We start from the raw sequence: 14,976 nt of genomic DNA on the forward strand, positions 1-14,976 counted from the left end.
AAGCAGCCGGTGCTGGTGAGGGAGCACAAAACATGTCTCAGTATACATATAAAGCTAGTTTAGATGGACAAGAAGGCTTATCTCCGGGCTATCATGTATCTCTACAAGTAAACCTAGAAAACAAGAAAATGATTGCTGTTCCTAGTAAGAGCATTGTAGAAAAAGATGGTGAACCATTTGTTTATGTAGAAGAAAAAGGAAAACTTCGTAAACAAAATGTGAAAAAAGGTTCTACTGATGGAGACTGGACAGAAGTTCTTGAAGGCGTAACAGTGGGGCAAAAGGTGGTTAAAAATCCTTCCGACAATGTATATGACGGAATGGAAGTGAAAGAAAAATGATTACGTTAAACAATATTCATAAAACATATTATCAAGGGAAACTGGCGGTACCGATTTTACACGGTATTAGTTTAACGATTCAAAGTGGTGAGTTTGTTTCCATTATGGGACCGTCTGGTTCAGGGAAATCAACGCTCATGAATATTATCGGTTGTTTAGATCGTCCAACAGAAGGCGAATATATGTTGAACGATGTGAATATCTTAACAGCAGACGAGTCAAAGCTTGCTCTCATTCGCAATGAATATATAGGCTTTGTATTCCAGCATTTTAACTTATTGCCACGTCTTTCAGCGGTAGAAAATGTAGAACTTCCGCTTATATATGGCGGCGTGAAGAAAGCGGAGCGCCGTCAGAGAGCTCTTGAAGCACTTGGGAAAGTCGGATTGTCTGACCGCGTGCATCACTTGCCAAGCGAACTTTCAGGTGGGCAAAAGCAGCGTGTAGCCATCGCACGTTCCATCGCAAATGACCCAACGTTCATTATGGCCGATGAACCAACAGGTGCTCTTGATACAAAGTCTGGACAGCAGGTTATGGATATTTTCACAAAGTTAAACGCAGAAGGTACAACGATTGTTATGGTTACGCATGAAGAAGAAGTTGCGGCATATTCTTCGCGCCGAATTGTGTTAAGAGACGGGAAAATTACAGAAGATAGAAGGTGTGCGGTATGAGTTTACTAGATAGTATAAAAATTGCCCTATCTTCTATTCTAGCTCATAAACTGCGCTCAGCGCTTACGATGCTTGGGATTATTATAGGCGTTGGTTCCATTATTACTGTTGTTGCGATTGGGCAGGGCGGAGAAGCAGCGTTAAAGTCACAATTCGTTGGAGCTGGTAATAACGTAATCCCAATTCACTATAGTGCGGATATAAATGATCCGTATGGTATGGAAATGATGGAACAACCAAAGTTAACTGAGGAAGATATTTTTGAAATAAAAAAACTTCCAGAGATTGCGCATGTTCTTACAACCAATTCAAGTATGGAGCCACTCGATATTGAAGATAAAAAAGAGATGGTGAGTATTACAGGATTAGATAGTGAGTACTTCTCAGTAAATAAAGTGAAAGTGTTAAAAGGCCGATCCTTACAAGAATCGGATATTGCGCAAGGTAATAACGTCGTGATGATCAGTAAGAGTATGGAAGAAAAGGTCTTCAAAAAGGAAAGTCCAGTCGGAAAAATTATTGAGATGAAAGGACAACCGATGCAAATTATCGGTGTCTATAAATCAAATAATGAGTTTATGGGAATGGGGCCATCGGAAGCTTTAATTCCAATTACATTGTGGCCAACAATATATGGAAAAGATGAGATTCAAAGTATTTCTGTTCAAGCGAAAAATGTGGATGATTTAGAAAAAGCGGGTAAAAAAGCTGCTGATGTATTAAATAGTCGTAAGCCAAGTGATGCATCTGGTAAATACGAAGTGATGAATTTAAAAGAAATTCAAGAAGGTATTTCAAAAATGACGGGCATTATGACAATGATTATTGGTGGTATTGCTGGTATTTCATTAGTCGTTGGTGGTATTGGTGTTATGAACATTATGCTCGTATCCGTAACAGAACGTACACGTGAAATTGGGGTACGTAAAGCACTTGGAGCAACGCGCAGTAAAATCTTGCTACAATTCTTAATTGAAGCCGTTATGTTAACGCTTCTTGGTGGATTGATCGGAATCGGTCTTGGTTATGGTGGTGCATATATTGTTTCTACATTTGCGAAATGGCCACCGCTCGTTTCATGGGAAGTTGTCGTTGGCGGCGTGTTATTCTCGATGACGCTCGGTATTATTTTCGGATTAATTCCAGCGAATAAAGCAGCGAAACTAGATCCTATTGAAGCACTTCGTTATGAATAGATTGGTAGTGTAGTAGAGGGGCGTTCCTCTACTACACATACAAATAGAAAAAAGATATAAAACCATTTCTTTTAGGTGGGAGAGGGAATCCGCTCGAGGATAGAAGCGGTCAGAGCCTTTTTGGCCCCATGCTAAGTGAAACCAAAGAGAGAACAAGAGTGCAAGTCGATTTTTATATTATTCTAGTGGGCGGTTCACAGTCTCTGGGGAAGAGGAAGTGAACCGCCCGTTAGAACGGGTGAGAAAAATACAAGGAGGTTTTTTAGAATGGAACCGAATGTTAATTCGCAAAAGGTTAGTGGAGAAAAACCATCTTTACTAGGGATGATCACATCTCCTGGCTTACAGTTTGAGAGAATGAAAGCGACTGATAAGGTTTGGGGTATGTTCTTTTTGGTTGCGTTGTTACAAGCACTTGTAAATGGATTATCTACATATGTGGTGCAATCATCGCCTGAGATGATGGAAATTCAGAAGAAATTTGGCACAGGCCAAGAAGAATCTATCGGATATTTAGTTGGTAAGTCAATCGGTTCAGGTTTTATTGGGATAATAATTGGAACTCTTATTGTAGCAGCTGTCTATAAAATCTTTATGATGTTTTTTGGAAATGATACTCCTTACAAAAAATTGCTAGCTATTATTGTATATTCAAGCATTGTTGTTGTTATTGGTGGACTTATTAATTCTCTTTTAGGTTTAATTTTTGGAAGTGGTGCAACTGGGTATACAAGCTTAGCACCATTATTTGACCAAGGTACTACAGGGTATGCAATTGGTAGTGTAGTTGAGATATTTTATTTATGGAATATCGTATTAATTTGGATTGGATTACAAATTACAGCTGGGTTAGGAAAAGTAAAAGCTGCGGTTCCAGTTGTTGTTCTCTTCATTATTAAAGCAGCGTTCTTAAGTTTAATTGTTATCGTATTAGCAAAGTTTATGCAAAGTTTCAATGGATAAGAATATGTGCAGAAAACGGCTCGAGAAGGAGCCGTTTTTTATTTTTGTATGTATTTGAAATACTAGGCCTCGTATTTCAAATTTCCTCTACAGATATTTGAAATTTCCCTATGCGGAATTTCAAATAACTCACCATGAAATCCTCTTTATCTTCTTATATTGTAAAGGTACCGCGGAATAACAAAGAGGTATACCTTTTAGAAATAGGTATAATATGAAACCGGCTACTTTTACAGAAACAGTTACGTTGTATGAAAAAATGATTAAAAATCAAATGAAAAAGCTTTATCTGTACCGGGATTATGAAGAGTACTATCAATGCGGTTTAATTGGACTTTGGATGGCATATGAAAAGTATGAGGAGGAGAAAGGGACTTTTTCAGCTTATGCACTTGTAACAGTACGTGGATATTTGCTAGAGAAATTAAAGAAAGAAAATCGATTTCAAAAGCGGCATACATTCGCCGGACAGGAAATGTTACAAAATGTATGCGGAGCAGAAGTGTCGTCAGAAACTCAGGATTATATGAGTTTGTTAGATGAGAAAGAGAAACATATTATTTACGAACGTTTTTATGCAGGAAAGAAGATACATGAAATTGCGGAAGAGATGGAGATGACATATCATCAAGTGAGATGGGTATATCGGCAGGCGCTGGGGAAGATGCGCAGCAGTATAAGAGAGTGAAAAAAAGAAAAATGGAAGGCAGGAATATTCTGTGTCTTCCATTTTTTTATAACAAATTTGTACTAGCAAGGAAGTAATGGTTTGTCTAGGAGGCGCATGACTTTATAAATATCTCGAAATTGTTGTGAATCTTGCATGTTCATGCGGCACAAGAGAAATCCAGCTTTCAAAAATTGTTGTTGCATTTGATAAAAACTAGTAGCAACAATTATGGTTGTACCATTATAAAAATGAAGTTTGGATTGCTTGCGATTATTATAAATTTCTATTTTGTTTATATGACTATAGAAAACCCAAATACAGTCTGGAGATGCAGGAGATTTCGTTGGAATGGCGCAAATATAATGACGATGATCAATTGGGATCGGGATATTTTGTTTAAAGTAATAATTTTCTTGAATCGCATCTCGCCTTCCTTTATAGGTAGAATGGTTATGTAATAGGCAAGATAGCTGTACCAATTGTAATGATGTTTTAGATGAAAACTTAATATTTCCGTCATTTTCTGTTATTTTAGTACGGTGAAAAGGATGGGCGTAAGGCTCAAGTATCATTGTAGAACTAGAGATAGTATCATGACTAACTAGGTCGTCCAAAGGAAAAGCCTCCTTAAAAGTATTTGTTTACATATTTTAGTATATAGATGGAATATAAAAATAATTTTAAATATTTGTAAATGTTTGTAAAGTTTACTTTATTTTGTAAATAGTAAGCTTTCTATATAAATTCATTTTAATTTTTCGACATATAAGCTGTTTTGCATACAAAAATGAATCTACACTCTTTTCCTCCTTAAGAAGAAAGGGTTTCTATCGCTTTTTCAATTTAGGTTTATATAATTTGCATCGCTTGTACATATATATGAAAATAGAAACAGTTAGGCGGTGATAGAATATGAAACGGAAGTATATAATTATGGTACTTGTTGTCCTTCTTTTCGTATATTTAGCAAATAGCAACCCGAGTAAAGGGGAGTATACAGAATGGGCAGCAAAGCAATTTATGAATCGCAACGATATTAGTAAGAAGTTAACAGAGGTTGAAAAAGAAGACCCAGATGGGCTTGTTGGTGAACTTGCCACAATTGGTAAGAAGTTAGCAAAGAAATATGTAGAGCCACAAGTTGACGTGTTGATTAACCATTATACAAAGCGAAGCGATTATATTTTCTTCTCGACGTATAAGACGGAATTTACAATTGGGAAAGAAAATTATAAATATGTTTCAATCGGATTCTCTCATATTTTTATTCCGATTGAGATGCCGAAGAAAAAAGACGAAGCTGCAAATTGATGCAGCTTCGTCTTTTGCGTTTAAGGAGCAACTGTTACTTCTGATACTGTCTTTTCAACAAGGCGTGCCCCTTTTTTACGAGTGTTCCCACTAAGTGATAAGAAAATTGCAGAGGAGAGAATTGTGTCCATCACTTGGCTTATGGTTTGTTCATTCACAGGTGTAATAGGATTGTCGATAGAGAAGACGACTGTTTTTCCATCCTCTTTTAAGAAAATCAGTTCGAGTACTGTCATTGTCATTTACCTCCTTGTCACTAAATTTTTACGGATTTGAGATGTCAGATGTACTTAAAAGTTGAACTGCATGAAGCTTTAATCCTTGTAATGAAGCAAGGGCACGTCCCACTTCATGGACCTGTGCTACATCAGCATTTGGCTTTACTCGTTTAAATTGTTTGTTTTTCAAAATAGTTTTCCCATTTTTGTCTGTGCCACCGTTTAGGACAAGGCGCAAGCTTAAGTCAGTTACAATCGTTTCAATCGCCATTTTTTCACCCCCTTTTCGTCATATATATAGGAGGCAACGGTCATATTTTGGCGTGAAATTTTTTATTTTTTTTGGTACGCTTAGAAGAATAAGAGAGGAGTTTCAAAAGATGAATCGTAAATGGTTAGTTTGGATTCCCGTTTTACTATGGATGGGGATTATTTTTTATTCTTCAGCACAGCCGTATAAGAAGCAGGATATGCGTTCAGATATTGAGAAGTATATTCCGTCTCAATTTGTAGAAGAAAAATTCTCCGGTGTATCGATTGACTATGGCGGGGGAACACCGGTTAGCATTGAAAATAAAGGCGTTGGTGGTTTTGTTGAGTTTTTCCTTCGTAAAGGAGCTCATTTCACAGTATTCTTGATTCTTGGTGCGCTTTCGTATCATGCATTGCACCGTTCTGGTTGTTCAAGAATGCGTTCCTTCGTATTCGCACTTCTGATTGTCGCTGGATATGCAACATTCGATGAAATTCATCAATCGTTTACAGGTGACCGTACACCGATGTGGCAAGATTCAGTTTTAGATACGTCGGGCGGACTGACAGGAATTATAATAAGCAATTGGTTTTGGCATAGAAAAAGGAGCTAACCCTTCGGGATAGCTCCTTTTTTGTGAATATATCGACGCCTCGATAATATGCGACACAGCATCTCATTATTAAAATGGATTTTATATACCGAGTAATTCCTTCAACTCGTCTGTTGAGAGTTCTGTCATCCAGCTATCACTTGTGATAATAGCGCTACTCAGCGATTGTTTACGTTCTAGCATTTCATCAATTTTTTCTTCAAGTGTACCTGTTGTAATAAGTTTATGGACGTGTACAAATCGCTTTTGACCGATGCGATATGCTCGGTCTGTCGCTTGATTTTCTACAGCTGGATTCCACCAGCGATCATAGTGAATGACGTGGTTTGCGGCAGTTAAATTTAGACCTGTGCCGCCAGCTTTTAATGAGAGGATGAAGATGTCATATGTTCCATTTTGGAACTGTTCGATCATCTTATCACGTTCTATTTTCGGTACACTACCGTTTAGGAAGAGAACACGCTGACCGAATTTCTCTTCTAATATTTTTTGTAACATATTCCCCATTCCAATATATTGCGTGAAAATTAAGCAGCTTTCATTTTGATCTTTTATATTTTCAATAAGATCCATTAATGTTTGCGTCTTCATGGAGCGCTGCACAATATCTTTCGGCGCTTCTTCTTTTAAGTAAAGAGCGGGATGATTACAAATTTGCTTTAGCTTACTGAGCATCATTAAAATAAAACCGCGTCTTTCAATGCCTGTTAAGCCTTCAATGTTTTGTAGTGTATCTTGTACGAGTTGTTCATATAGTGATGCTTGCTCACCTGTTAGCGGACAGTATTCTTTTTGTTCTTGTTTGTCCGGTAAGTTTAATGCGACTGTTTGATCTTGTTTTGTCCGGCGCAGTAAGAACGGTGAGATGAATCTTTGTATTTGCTGAATTTTCGCTTCATCACGATCTTTCTCAATGGGTGTTACGAAGCGGCGCTGAAATTGTCCTAGGCTACCAAGATATCCGTGGTTCAAGAAGTCGAAAATAGACCATAGCTCTGCTAACCGGTTTTCCATCGGCGTACCTGTTAAAGCGATTTTGTGATTTGCTTGCAAATTACGAACCGCTTTCGATTGTTTCGTTTGCGGGTTCTTAATATTTTGCGCCTCATCCAGGATGATCGCATCCCAGCACTGCGCGTTTAACTCTTCTTCATCAAGTTGTGCTAATGCATAAGAAGTTAATACGACATCCGTACTCTGAAGAAAGTCCTTAAATGAATCGCCTTTCGAACGGTTGCTTCCATAATGTAATTGAACCTGTAAATGCGGCGTGAAGCGTTCAAATTCCTTCTGCCAATTTCCAAGAACAGACGTCGGTGCTATGATTAGTGCCGGACCTGTTTGGAGGCTTCTTTCTTTCACATATAATAAGTAAGTAATCGTTTGGATACTTTTTCCAAGACCCATATCATCCGCTAACAACGCTCCAAATCCGAGCTCTCGTAAATATAAGAGCCACTCTACACCGTGTTCTTGGTATGGGCGAAGTGTGGCTTGCAAGGAAGATGGTATTGGAACTTTTGGAATGTCTCCGATATGCAATAATTTTTGGAAGAGCTCTTCGTAATAGCCATCTAGCTCAATTTCAATGTCTGTAAATGGATTATCTTCTTCTACAATTTCTGCTTCGGCAGAGTTTGATAAGTGCTGCTGCAAAACATCCTTCATTTCAAGGCCATATTTATCTGCACGTTTCATTAGTTTTTTCACTTCTTCAATAAAGGCAGGGTCGAGTCTCATCCATTGTCCATTTAAATTGAAGAGTCGTTTGTTTTGTTCGACAAGATCGAAAAACTCACTCTCTGATAGGTCGATGCCATCTGTGGAAACGCGCCAGTCGAAATCGACGAGAGTGTTCATGCCGAAGAAGGATTGTGTTTGATTCGTACTTTGCTTCAATTGGACGCGTAACTTTGGTTTCGTTGCTTTTAAGTTTTGCCACCAAGACGGTAGTAAAATATCAACGCCGGCTGCTAATAATTCGTTACTCGCCTCTGTTAAGAAGTTCCATGCTTCTGTTTCATATAGCTCAGTTCGAAAGTGATCATCTTCCTCAAGCCATGGAACTAGCTTACCGAACCCTTCCTGCGTTTCTTGAATACGCTCTTCGTAGTTATGCCATCTTTTTGGTAGTGAATCGATGTCATTATAGACGTATATCCGGTGTGCTCCGCGTTTTGTGGTGATAATCGTTTCAAGTTTCCACAGTTCAAAATCATTGTGTGGTTCTTGGAGACGAAGTCCAATTGTGAAGGGAAGATCATCCTCGATGTAGCCAATTTTCCGGAGCCAATCTTCTTCATGCATTGCTGTTACAAGCTGTCTTTTCGTAAAATCATAGTGCTCATATAGTCGCTTCGCATCTTCCCAGCCATCATTAGAGTGAGCATCTTGAAGGATACTCTCATTAACTGCCTGAGAGAAAAGGGATGCTAACGTATCATCTTGAATTGAAACATTGCTAACTTTCCATGACGGATAATCGGACCAGCGCTTCATATCAGGTATAAAGCTTCCAGTTACAAAGGCATCCCATAGTTCTTTTGCATTTGGCGTAAGTGCGGTAATGGGATCATTCATTTGCAGCCTGGCAAATGAATTCATTGGTTTATTGGCGATATATTCAAATGCTTGAACGCTCGTTAGCATAATCCCGCTTCTTCCTTCGTATGTAGCTTCTTTCAAGAAGGTGCCATAGAAGGAAGTTGAATGCCATGTGAAGGCATGTTGTTTCCAATCTCTTGCAGGTAAGAGATTGCCGGTTTCATCTTCTCCCCAAAGGAACCAACCTTGACTTACGTGCTGGAGCCGAATTGTTACTTCAGTTTGTATGATCATCGATTAACTTTCCTTTCCGCAGTTCTTCCTGTAGTGCTCTTAGACGTGAATATAAGTTAGCGATTTGGACAATGAAAATGTGCCATTCATCTGTTCGTTTGAGCCGTTTATAGAGCATACGCAATTTCTTTAAGTAACGGACTGCACGGCGGTATGACTTGCGATTCCGTTCCTCAATTGCTTGCATCGTTGCAAGATGATAGAGCGGAAGAGCTGCTTCTGGTGCTTCTTTTTCAATTTCTTTCAGTGGTTCTTTTAGCAATTCAATTGCTTCAAATCCATACAAGAGATGAAGTTCTGTCCATGCATGATATTGTTTTTTTGCTAGTACATATTGCTCGTAGTTTGTGAAGCTATATGGCAATAGTTCTTGCAAAATCATTTCAAGACCTGCTTGTTCATTTGTGTGTGTTGCATATGTTTCATACATCATGACAAACAAACGAACGATATCTTTTACAAAAAGGGGATCGGCCTGATCATTCATTGTCTTTTTCACTTGTTTATATGTGAAAGACAGCCAGTTTTTGGCGCGCTCCCATTGCATTGTACTCAGTAAATCTTCGAGCCAGTCGAAATAAAGACCGACAACTTGAGCCGGTTGTGTTTCGAGTAAGACCATAGCTAAATGATCCTCTTCTTTTAAAAAGAAGAGGTGAGAAGAGGCGAGTGCTTTCGAAAGTGGATTCATCTTCGCATCAATTCGTTTTTCTTCTTCTTGTATCCAAGATTTTTCTGCTAGCAACTCTCCCCATATATGCCGGTAAATAAAGAACCTCTCCTGTGTATAGGAATCGGTAGAGAAGAAAATATCATGCACTTGGCGAGCTGTTTCTTGCAAAATTGGTTCACATTCAGCAGGAATCGATTCTGATTTCAAGTCACGTACAAGTGATTCAACTTTATCAACAAATAGCCGGACAACGTTAATAGGTTGGTGATAGGAATACGTTTTGTTTGTCTCAAAGTCAAGAATTTCTTCTAATAGCTTTTGAAAGCAAAAAAGTGCGCCATGCAATTTGAACAATTCATGTATAGCAACGACACGCGGCGCTTTTCGTTCTAATTTCATGTAAAAGTCTGTAAAGATGCTCATAAGAAAATACATTTGTCTATACGAGAGTCGTGTTTGTTCTTTTTTAAATGCGTCATATTCAGATTCAAAATATGCGTGCCAACTTGTAAAGTCCGTTTCTTCAAATGCAGACGATTGTAATACTTGTCGTGCTGTTCGAATCGGAGGGAGTGATGGTTTCGTTTTATTTTTAAATAATGTTAATACTTCTCCCACTTGTCCGAAGCTAGAAGCAGCAGACAGTAGAACAGCAAGCATGTGCTCGCACTGCGTCGGCGCGAAGCAATCACAATAGCTTTCCGCGATATTACGCATTGGAATATGGACGCTATACACATTTCCTTCAGCATCTACGGTACCTGATAACGTATAGCCATCAAAATCAACGTTGTAGACAAGACCGCTGCGATATAAATGACGAGCAGTGGCAACATGCTCTTGATCGGCTACTTGCTGCGGATCGAGTCCTTGAACAAATTCATTCGCGATCATCATAATTTCATCTTTCGTAATTGAATGTTGCAGCATAGTTTTCCTCCGTACAAAAGATTTATTTCCTCTACCATTATAAACAAAAAGAGGCAAAAACAGAAAAAATGAATTTGCTCGTATTCAATCTAGAAAAATATGGTAATATATATAGTTAAATACGTGACTTTTTTGTTTAGGAGGGGATTTGATTTGTCAGATTTGCAGACGAAATTAGGAAGCGGTATGAATAAGCTACAAGAAGGAATTGAACAGGGAAAGATAAAGTTGCAAGTGGCACAAGAGATTGCGCAATTAAAAAAGGAAATACAAGTGCAGCTTCATAAGAAGACAGAAATTTTATTAGAGCTTGGCCAACAGGTATATGTTCAGATTCGAGATACTGGGGTCAAGGAAGAGGTATTAAAGCAATTAGTTGCTCCGATTCAAGAATTTGACGTTTTAATTTATCAAGCACGAAAACGAATTGTTGAACTGCAAAAACAACAAGGAGAGAAAGTAACGTGTGAGTGTGGAGGCTCTTTATCAATTGGTGATAAGTTTTGTGGGACATGCGGAAAACCAAATCCAATGCTATTTGTAGAGAGCAACGTAGAAAAGGTTACGTGTGTATCATGTAATGAGCACATTGCAAAAGGCTCCATTTTTTGTCCAGTTTGTGGAATTAAGCAAGGTGGGGAGTGAACGAAATGTACTGTCGCATGTGTGGGAATCAACATGGAGAAGAAGTGAACTACTGTCCAAATGAAGGAAGTATGACAATGGTGTATGGAGACAGTGTCGTTCTTGAGCAAGACAACTCTAAATATTGCCGTGATTGTGGGAATGAAAATGCAGAGCAGAACCTGTATTGCCAAAAGTGCGGACATTCTTTATTTACAGTGAAGAAAAAAGAACATATCGTAAAGTTACCTAGTATGGAAAAAGGTCATAAAGTTGAATTAGGCTTACATAAAGGTGGTCTGAAGACAGGGATAATTGGCGGAGCAATTGCAAGCGTTCTTATGTTACTTGCGGGATGGCTTGGAAGTTTAGCAGTTTCAGAGATGATGAAAAAGATATTCCATGAATTTGCTAGGGAATTAACAATGTTACCTGATTTTTATGCGAGTACAACCTCTACACTATTAAGCTATCATTTACTTGGTTTTTCAGCAGGAAATGAAGGCGGAATTGTTATGTCGTTATCTTGGCATACTCCATTCTTTTTACTATTAATTATTCCATTTGTTATTTTATGTGGAGTAGGGATTTGGATAGGAAAACAACGTGTTGCAAAGACGATTGGAGAACAAATCGTACTAGCGGCAACAGTCGGTATTATGTATGGATTATTCTTATTTGTAATCAGTTTTATTGCCTCACAATCAGTTACATTCCCAGAAGTAGGAACGATAACAGTTGGATACTCTTCGTTGAAAAGTTTAGTAAGTGGTTTTATCTACGGAACTTTCTTTAGTTTATTTGGATTGATTGCGCATACAAGCCGAAACAATATAGCAGATGCGTTTCAGGAGCTACTTCCATACGGGGCATCGCTATATCATGGAATGGCAGCGATGGTGAAAGGTCTTTTACTGACAGCTGCTATTTTTTGTGTGACGACATTCATTACACTATCCGGTAGTAATGCAAAGCCTTTCGAACATGTAGCACCGACAATTTCAGCGCGTGCAATGATGGCATTGCAACTCACACCAAATGTATGGAGTATGACTCATTTTGCACCAGTAGAAATAAAAGTTCCAGCGTTACAAAAGGAAATGTCTAAAGTAATGACAACAGGTGACAAAAGTATGATAGAACTTTCATTCATATCAGGTGTATCTGCTGGTGGCGTTAAAATAAAAGATATTTTAATTGCTGAAGGTGCTCCGCTATCAGCAATGGAAAGTTTTGATGAGATAAATGGTAAATTCCACCTTGGTTTGTTGCTCCTTATGATCCCAGTATTCTTTATGTTTAGAGCGGGACAAAAATTAGCGAGGGTGCCATTCTCTAATATGTATGTAACGTTAGCTGTATGTAGCGGTGCTTATACAATTATGATGATTGTAATGAATCTTCTTTCTAAAATTGAAATTAATATTGCAGGAAAGCTAACAAAGGAATTTGGAGTAGGTGGAACAGTATTTTCTATGCAGGGCGGCTGGATCTATTTAATACTCGGTAGTTTTATTCTGACATATGCAGCTGCCTTCGCTGGAATGAAATTGGCAAGGAAGTAGGGGGGAAGTATCGTGAAGTTTTGTGGAACATGTAAAAAACAAGTCGCAGATTACTTAAATTTTTGTTCTGAATGCGGAAGTAAAGTAGAAGTGATTGAAGAAAATGTAGCGGCTTCGAGAGCAGATGTACAGAGGGAAATGCAACCAAAGAAGAGCAAGAAAAATATTGTACTCCTCATTGTATTCGTCGTACTCGCTGCTTTACTATTTGGAGCATATAAATTCGGGGCATATAAATTCTCGAAAGAAAAGCAAATCAATGCATTAATTGATGCTTTCAATAAAAAAGATATAAATACAATTGATTCTCTTATAAAATCGGATGACCCAGGTTTGAAAATTAAAACAGAAGATATTAAATCTTATTTACGTTATTTAAAGGATAGTCCTTCATACAATAAAGAATTGTTATCTTACTTACAAAAGCAAACGGTAGATACAGAGCTCGTTAACAAAGAAAGCTTTGTGGACGGACAAATTGTAGAGGATGGAAAAGAGTGGTTCTTATATCCAAAATATAAGTTCAGCATTAAGTCGTATTTTATGACGGTCAGCACAACTGCAAAAAATGCAGAAGTATATGTAAATGATAAAAAAACGGCTGATATTTCTAGCGAAAAATCTTCTAAAGAAATCGGACCTTATTTCCCTGGGACGTATGTTGTAAAAGCAAAGGCGAAGGCAGAGCTTACTGAACTAGAAACGGAAAAGGAAGTTGAGTTAGCTGGAGAAAAAGAAGGGAAAGTGGATGTGAAATTACCACTTGAAGGAAAATATGTTACAATCTCTTCTGACGAAAATAGCGCTAATGTCTTTGTAAATGGTAAAAAACGTGGGAAACTAGAGTATGGAAGCTATAAGCTCGGACCAGTACCAACAGATGGGACGGTCGAAGTTCATTTAGAGAAACAAACTGATTTTGGTGTTGTGAAAACCGAAAGTGTAAAAATTGGTGATGAGGGGAGCTCCTATTATTTGAAATTCCCAAAACAAACATCGGATACGGCAGTTGGTGACTTTGTTCGCACTCATATTTATAACAACGTGCGCGCTATTTCTTTAAATGACTTTAGTCTAATTGAAAATGACTATGATAAGAGCGGGAAATCATATAAAGAAGACCGTGATTATCTGCAATATTTAAAGAAAAAAGGAATTACTGAGGATTTATTAAAATTTGAAGTCCGTAATGTTGAACGTCAAAGTTCTACGAAATATAAAGTAACGACATATGAAGAATACAATATTCGCTATGGTGATGGATCTGTAAAGTTTAAGAGCTTTAGCAATGAACATATCGTTACAGTAAATGCGGATGGGAAACTAATGTATCATTCAATCAGTGCGAATAATACATTGAAAACAGAAGACGTATCTGGCCCAACGCATTAAAATGTGAAAAGACTATCTCTTTACAAAGAGGTAGTCTTTTTTTGATATATCGACTTCTCTACAAAATACGACAAGCCTGTACATATGGATCTTGTAGAATTCTTTCTACTAACGGAAGCATTTCTTCTTGAAAGGGTATATCAATTGGAAATGGTTTTTGTGATCCCGGTTTTGTGCCGTATTGCACAAATTTATATTGAACGGATTGATCGTGCTTGAGCACAATCAGCTTATAGCGATTGTCATCATGTTCAAGTGAAAAATCAATTGTAGCCCCGTCGTATGTTACATCATCTTTGTAGATGTATGGCTTCGGTGTGCCGATCCAGTCTATTTTTGCATGTGGGTTCATGGTATAGCCTCCTTATCGTCATTATATATATATCCATTTTGGTTTTCCAACATATAAGTCGCTGCTAGGAGACTTGCGCTCGTTTTTACTTTGCATGGGGTTAAAAAAAGGCCCTGACCGCTTCTTTCCATGGCCGGCAGCTCTCTCGCATCTAAAAAAGGATGTTTTTTCATTTGTGTTTATATAAAAAAGTAAAAGCCAGCTCTCAATATATGAGAACTGGCTGAATTTTTAGCAGTCATTGGTTATTTTAAAATTTTCACTTTAACGGATTTACGTCCCCATTTGTTAGCGGCTGAATCAGAGCCAACTAGAACGTCGATACGGTTACCTTTAATTGCGCCGCCAGTGTCACCAGCG

General features: G+C 38.1%; 16 protein-coding genes and 1 pseudogene. 10 read left to right on the forward strand and 7 right to left on the reverse strand.

From position 1 onward, the window contains the following. The 5 genes and pseudogenes from BPMYX0001_RS24725 to BPMYX0001_RS24745 all read left to right on the forward strand — a co-directional run. Window positions 1–341, forward strand: a pseudogene (locus tag BPMYX0001_RS24725) (efflux transporter periplasmic adaptor subunit); the annotation flags it as partial. Continuing rightward, window positions 338–1,018, forward strand: a complete 681-nt coding sequence (locus BPMYX0001_RS24730) for an ABC transporter ATP-binding protein (protein ID WP_033799324.1) — start codon at window positions 338–340, stop codon at window positions 1,016–1,018. The pseudogene BPMYX0001_RS24725 and the gene BPMYX0001_RS24730, both read left to right, overlap by 4 nt. Then, window positions 1,015–2,214, forward strand: coding sequence for an ABC transporter permease (locus tag BPMYX0001_RS24735; protein WP_018765168.1), 1,200 nt, complete (start codon window positions 1,015–1,017; stop codon window positions 2,212–2,214). The genes BPMYX0001_RS24730 and BPMYX0001_RS24735 overlap by 4 nt, the downstream gene beginning before the upstream one ends. 267 nt (window positions 2,215–2,481) lie before the next feature. Continuing rightward, complete coding sequence (yknW, locus tag BPMYX0001_RS24740) at window positions 2,482–3,177, forward strand: YknW family membrane protein (protein ID WP_006096925.1); 696 nt, start codon at window positions 2,482–2,484, stop codon at window positions 3,175–3,177. 214 nt (window positions 3,178–3,391) lie between these two features. After that, window positions 3,392–3,865, forward strand: coding sequence for a sigma-70 family RNA polymerase sigma factor (locus tag BPMYX0001_RS24745; RefSeq protein WP_006096926.1), 474 nt, complete (start codon window positions 3,392–3,394; stop codon window positions 3,863–3,865). A gap of 62 nt (window positions 3,866–3,927) precedes the next feature. On the opposite strand, the gene BPMYX0001_RS24750 is transcribed toward BPMYX0001_RS24745, so the two are convergent. Beyond that, on the reverse strand, window positions 3,928–4,419 hold the full coding sequence (locus BPMYX0001_RS24750; protein ID WP_003209016.1) for a competence protein ComK: 492 nt from the start codon (window positions 4,417–4,419) through the stop codon (window positions 3,928–3,930). A gap of 340 nt (window positions 4,420–4,759) precedes the next feature. On the opposite strand from BPMYX0001_RS24750, the gene BPMYX0001_RS24755 reads away from it, so the two are divergent. Next, window positions 4,760–5,158: a DUF4359 domain-containing protein gene (locus tag BPMYX0001_RS24755; protein ID WP_033799325.1), complete on the forward strand. Its 399-nt coding sequence runs from the start codon at window positions 4,760–4,762 to the stop codon at window positions 5,156–5,158. 20 nt (window positions 5,159–5,178) lie between these two features. Here the strand turns inward: BPMYX0001_RS24755 and BPMYX0001_RS24760 are convergent, their stop codons facing one another. Both BPMYX0001_RS24760 and BPMYX0001_RS24765 read right to left on the reverse strand, forming a co-directional pair. Continuing rightward, entirely contained in the window at window positions 5,179–5,394 is a 216-nt protein-coding gene (locus BPMYX0001_RS24760; protein ID WP_003203134.1) for a DUF2922 domain-containing protein, read from the reverse strand. Between the two features lie 28 nt (window positions 5,395–5,422). Next, window positions 5,423–5,647 carry a DUF1659 domain-containing protein gene (locus tag BPMYX0001_RS24765; RefSeq protein WP_003203136.1) on the reverse strand — a complete coding sequence of 75 codons (225 nt, stop codon included), beginning with the start codon at window positions 5,645–5,647 and terminating at the stop codon, window positions 5,423–5,425. Window positions 5,648–5,756: 109 nt separating this feature from the next. Here BPMYX0001_RS24765 and BPMYX0001_RS24770 point away from each other — a divergent pair, with 109 nt between their 5' ends. After that, complete coding sequence (locus BPMYX0001_RS24770; protein WP_033799326.1) at window positions 5,757–6,242, forward strand: VanZ family protein; 486 nt, start codon at window positions 5,757–5,759, stop codon at window positions 6,240–6,242. An 81-nt stretch (window positions 6,243–6,323) separates the two neighbouring features. On the opposite strand, the gene BPMYX0001_RS24775 is transcribed toward BPMYX0001_RS24770, so the two are convergent. After that, window positions 6,324–9,080 (reverse strand): DEAD/DEAH box helicase, encoded by a 2,757-nt coding sequence (locus BPMYX0001_RS24775; RefSeq protein WP_033799327.1) that lies wholly within the window; start codon window positions 9,078–9,080, stop codon window positions 6,324–6,326. Then, window positions 9,064–10,683 carry an SWIM zinc finger family protein gene (locus BPMYX0001_RS24780; protein ID WP_006096931.1) on the reverse strand — a complete coding sequence of 540 codons (1,620 nt, stop codon included), beginning with the start codon at window positions 10,681–10,683 and terminating at the stop codon, window positions 9,064–9,066. Before BPMYX0001_RS24780 ends, BPMYX0001_RS24775 begins: the two co-directional genes overlap by 17 nt. 153 nt (window positions 10,684–10,836) lie before the next feature. Between BPMYX0001_RS24780 and BPMYX0001_RS24785 the strand changes: the two genes are divergently transcribed. The 3 genes from BPMYX0001_RS24785 to BPMYX0001_RS24795 are packed head-to-tail and all read left to right on the forward strand — an operon-like array spanning window position 10,837 to window position 14,264. Further along, window positions 10,837–11,328, forward strand: coding sequence for a zinc ribbon domain-containing protein (locus BPMYX0001_RS24785; RefSeq protein WP_033799328.1), 492 nt, complete (start codon window positions 10,837–10,839; stop codon window positions 11,326–11,328). 5 nt (window positions 11,329–11,333) lie between these two features. After that, the gene (locus BPMYX0001_RS24790; protein ID WP_033799329.1) at window positions 11,334–12,872 is read left to right on the forward strand and encodes a zinc ribbon domain-containing protein; all 1,539 of its coding nucleotides are present in this window, start codon (window positions 11,334–11,336) and stop codon (window positions 12,870–12,872) included. Between the two features lie 12 nt (window positions 12,873–12,884). Beyond that, entirely contained in the window at window positions 12,885–14,264 is a 1,380-nt protein-coding gene (locus tag BPMYX0001_RS24795) for a zinc ribbon domain-containing protein (protein ID WP_006096934.1), read from the forward strand. A gap of 58 nt (window positions 14,265–14,322) precedes the next feature. On the opposite strand, the gene BPMYX0001_RS24800 is transcribed toward BPMYX0001_RS24795, so the two are convergent. After that, window positions 14,323–14,616, reverse strand: coding sequence for a DUF3910 family protein (locus BPMYX0001_RS24800; protein WP_006096935.1), 294 nt, complete (start codon window positions 14,614–14,616; stop codon window positions 14,323–14,325). 245 nt (window positions 14,617–14,861) lie between these two features. Continuing rightward, window positions 14,862–14,976, reverse strand: a 115-nt coding sequence (locus BPMYX0001_RS31485; RefSeq protein ID WP_244268584.1) for a 3D domain-containing protein, incomplete at its 5' end; no start/stop codon positions are given.

The sequence above is a fragment of the Bacillus pseudomycoides DSM 12442 genome (assembly GCF_000161455.1).
Classification (GTDB): Bacteria; Bacillota; Bacilli; order Bacillales; family Bacillaceae_G; genus Bacillus_A; species Bacillus_A pseudomycoides.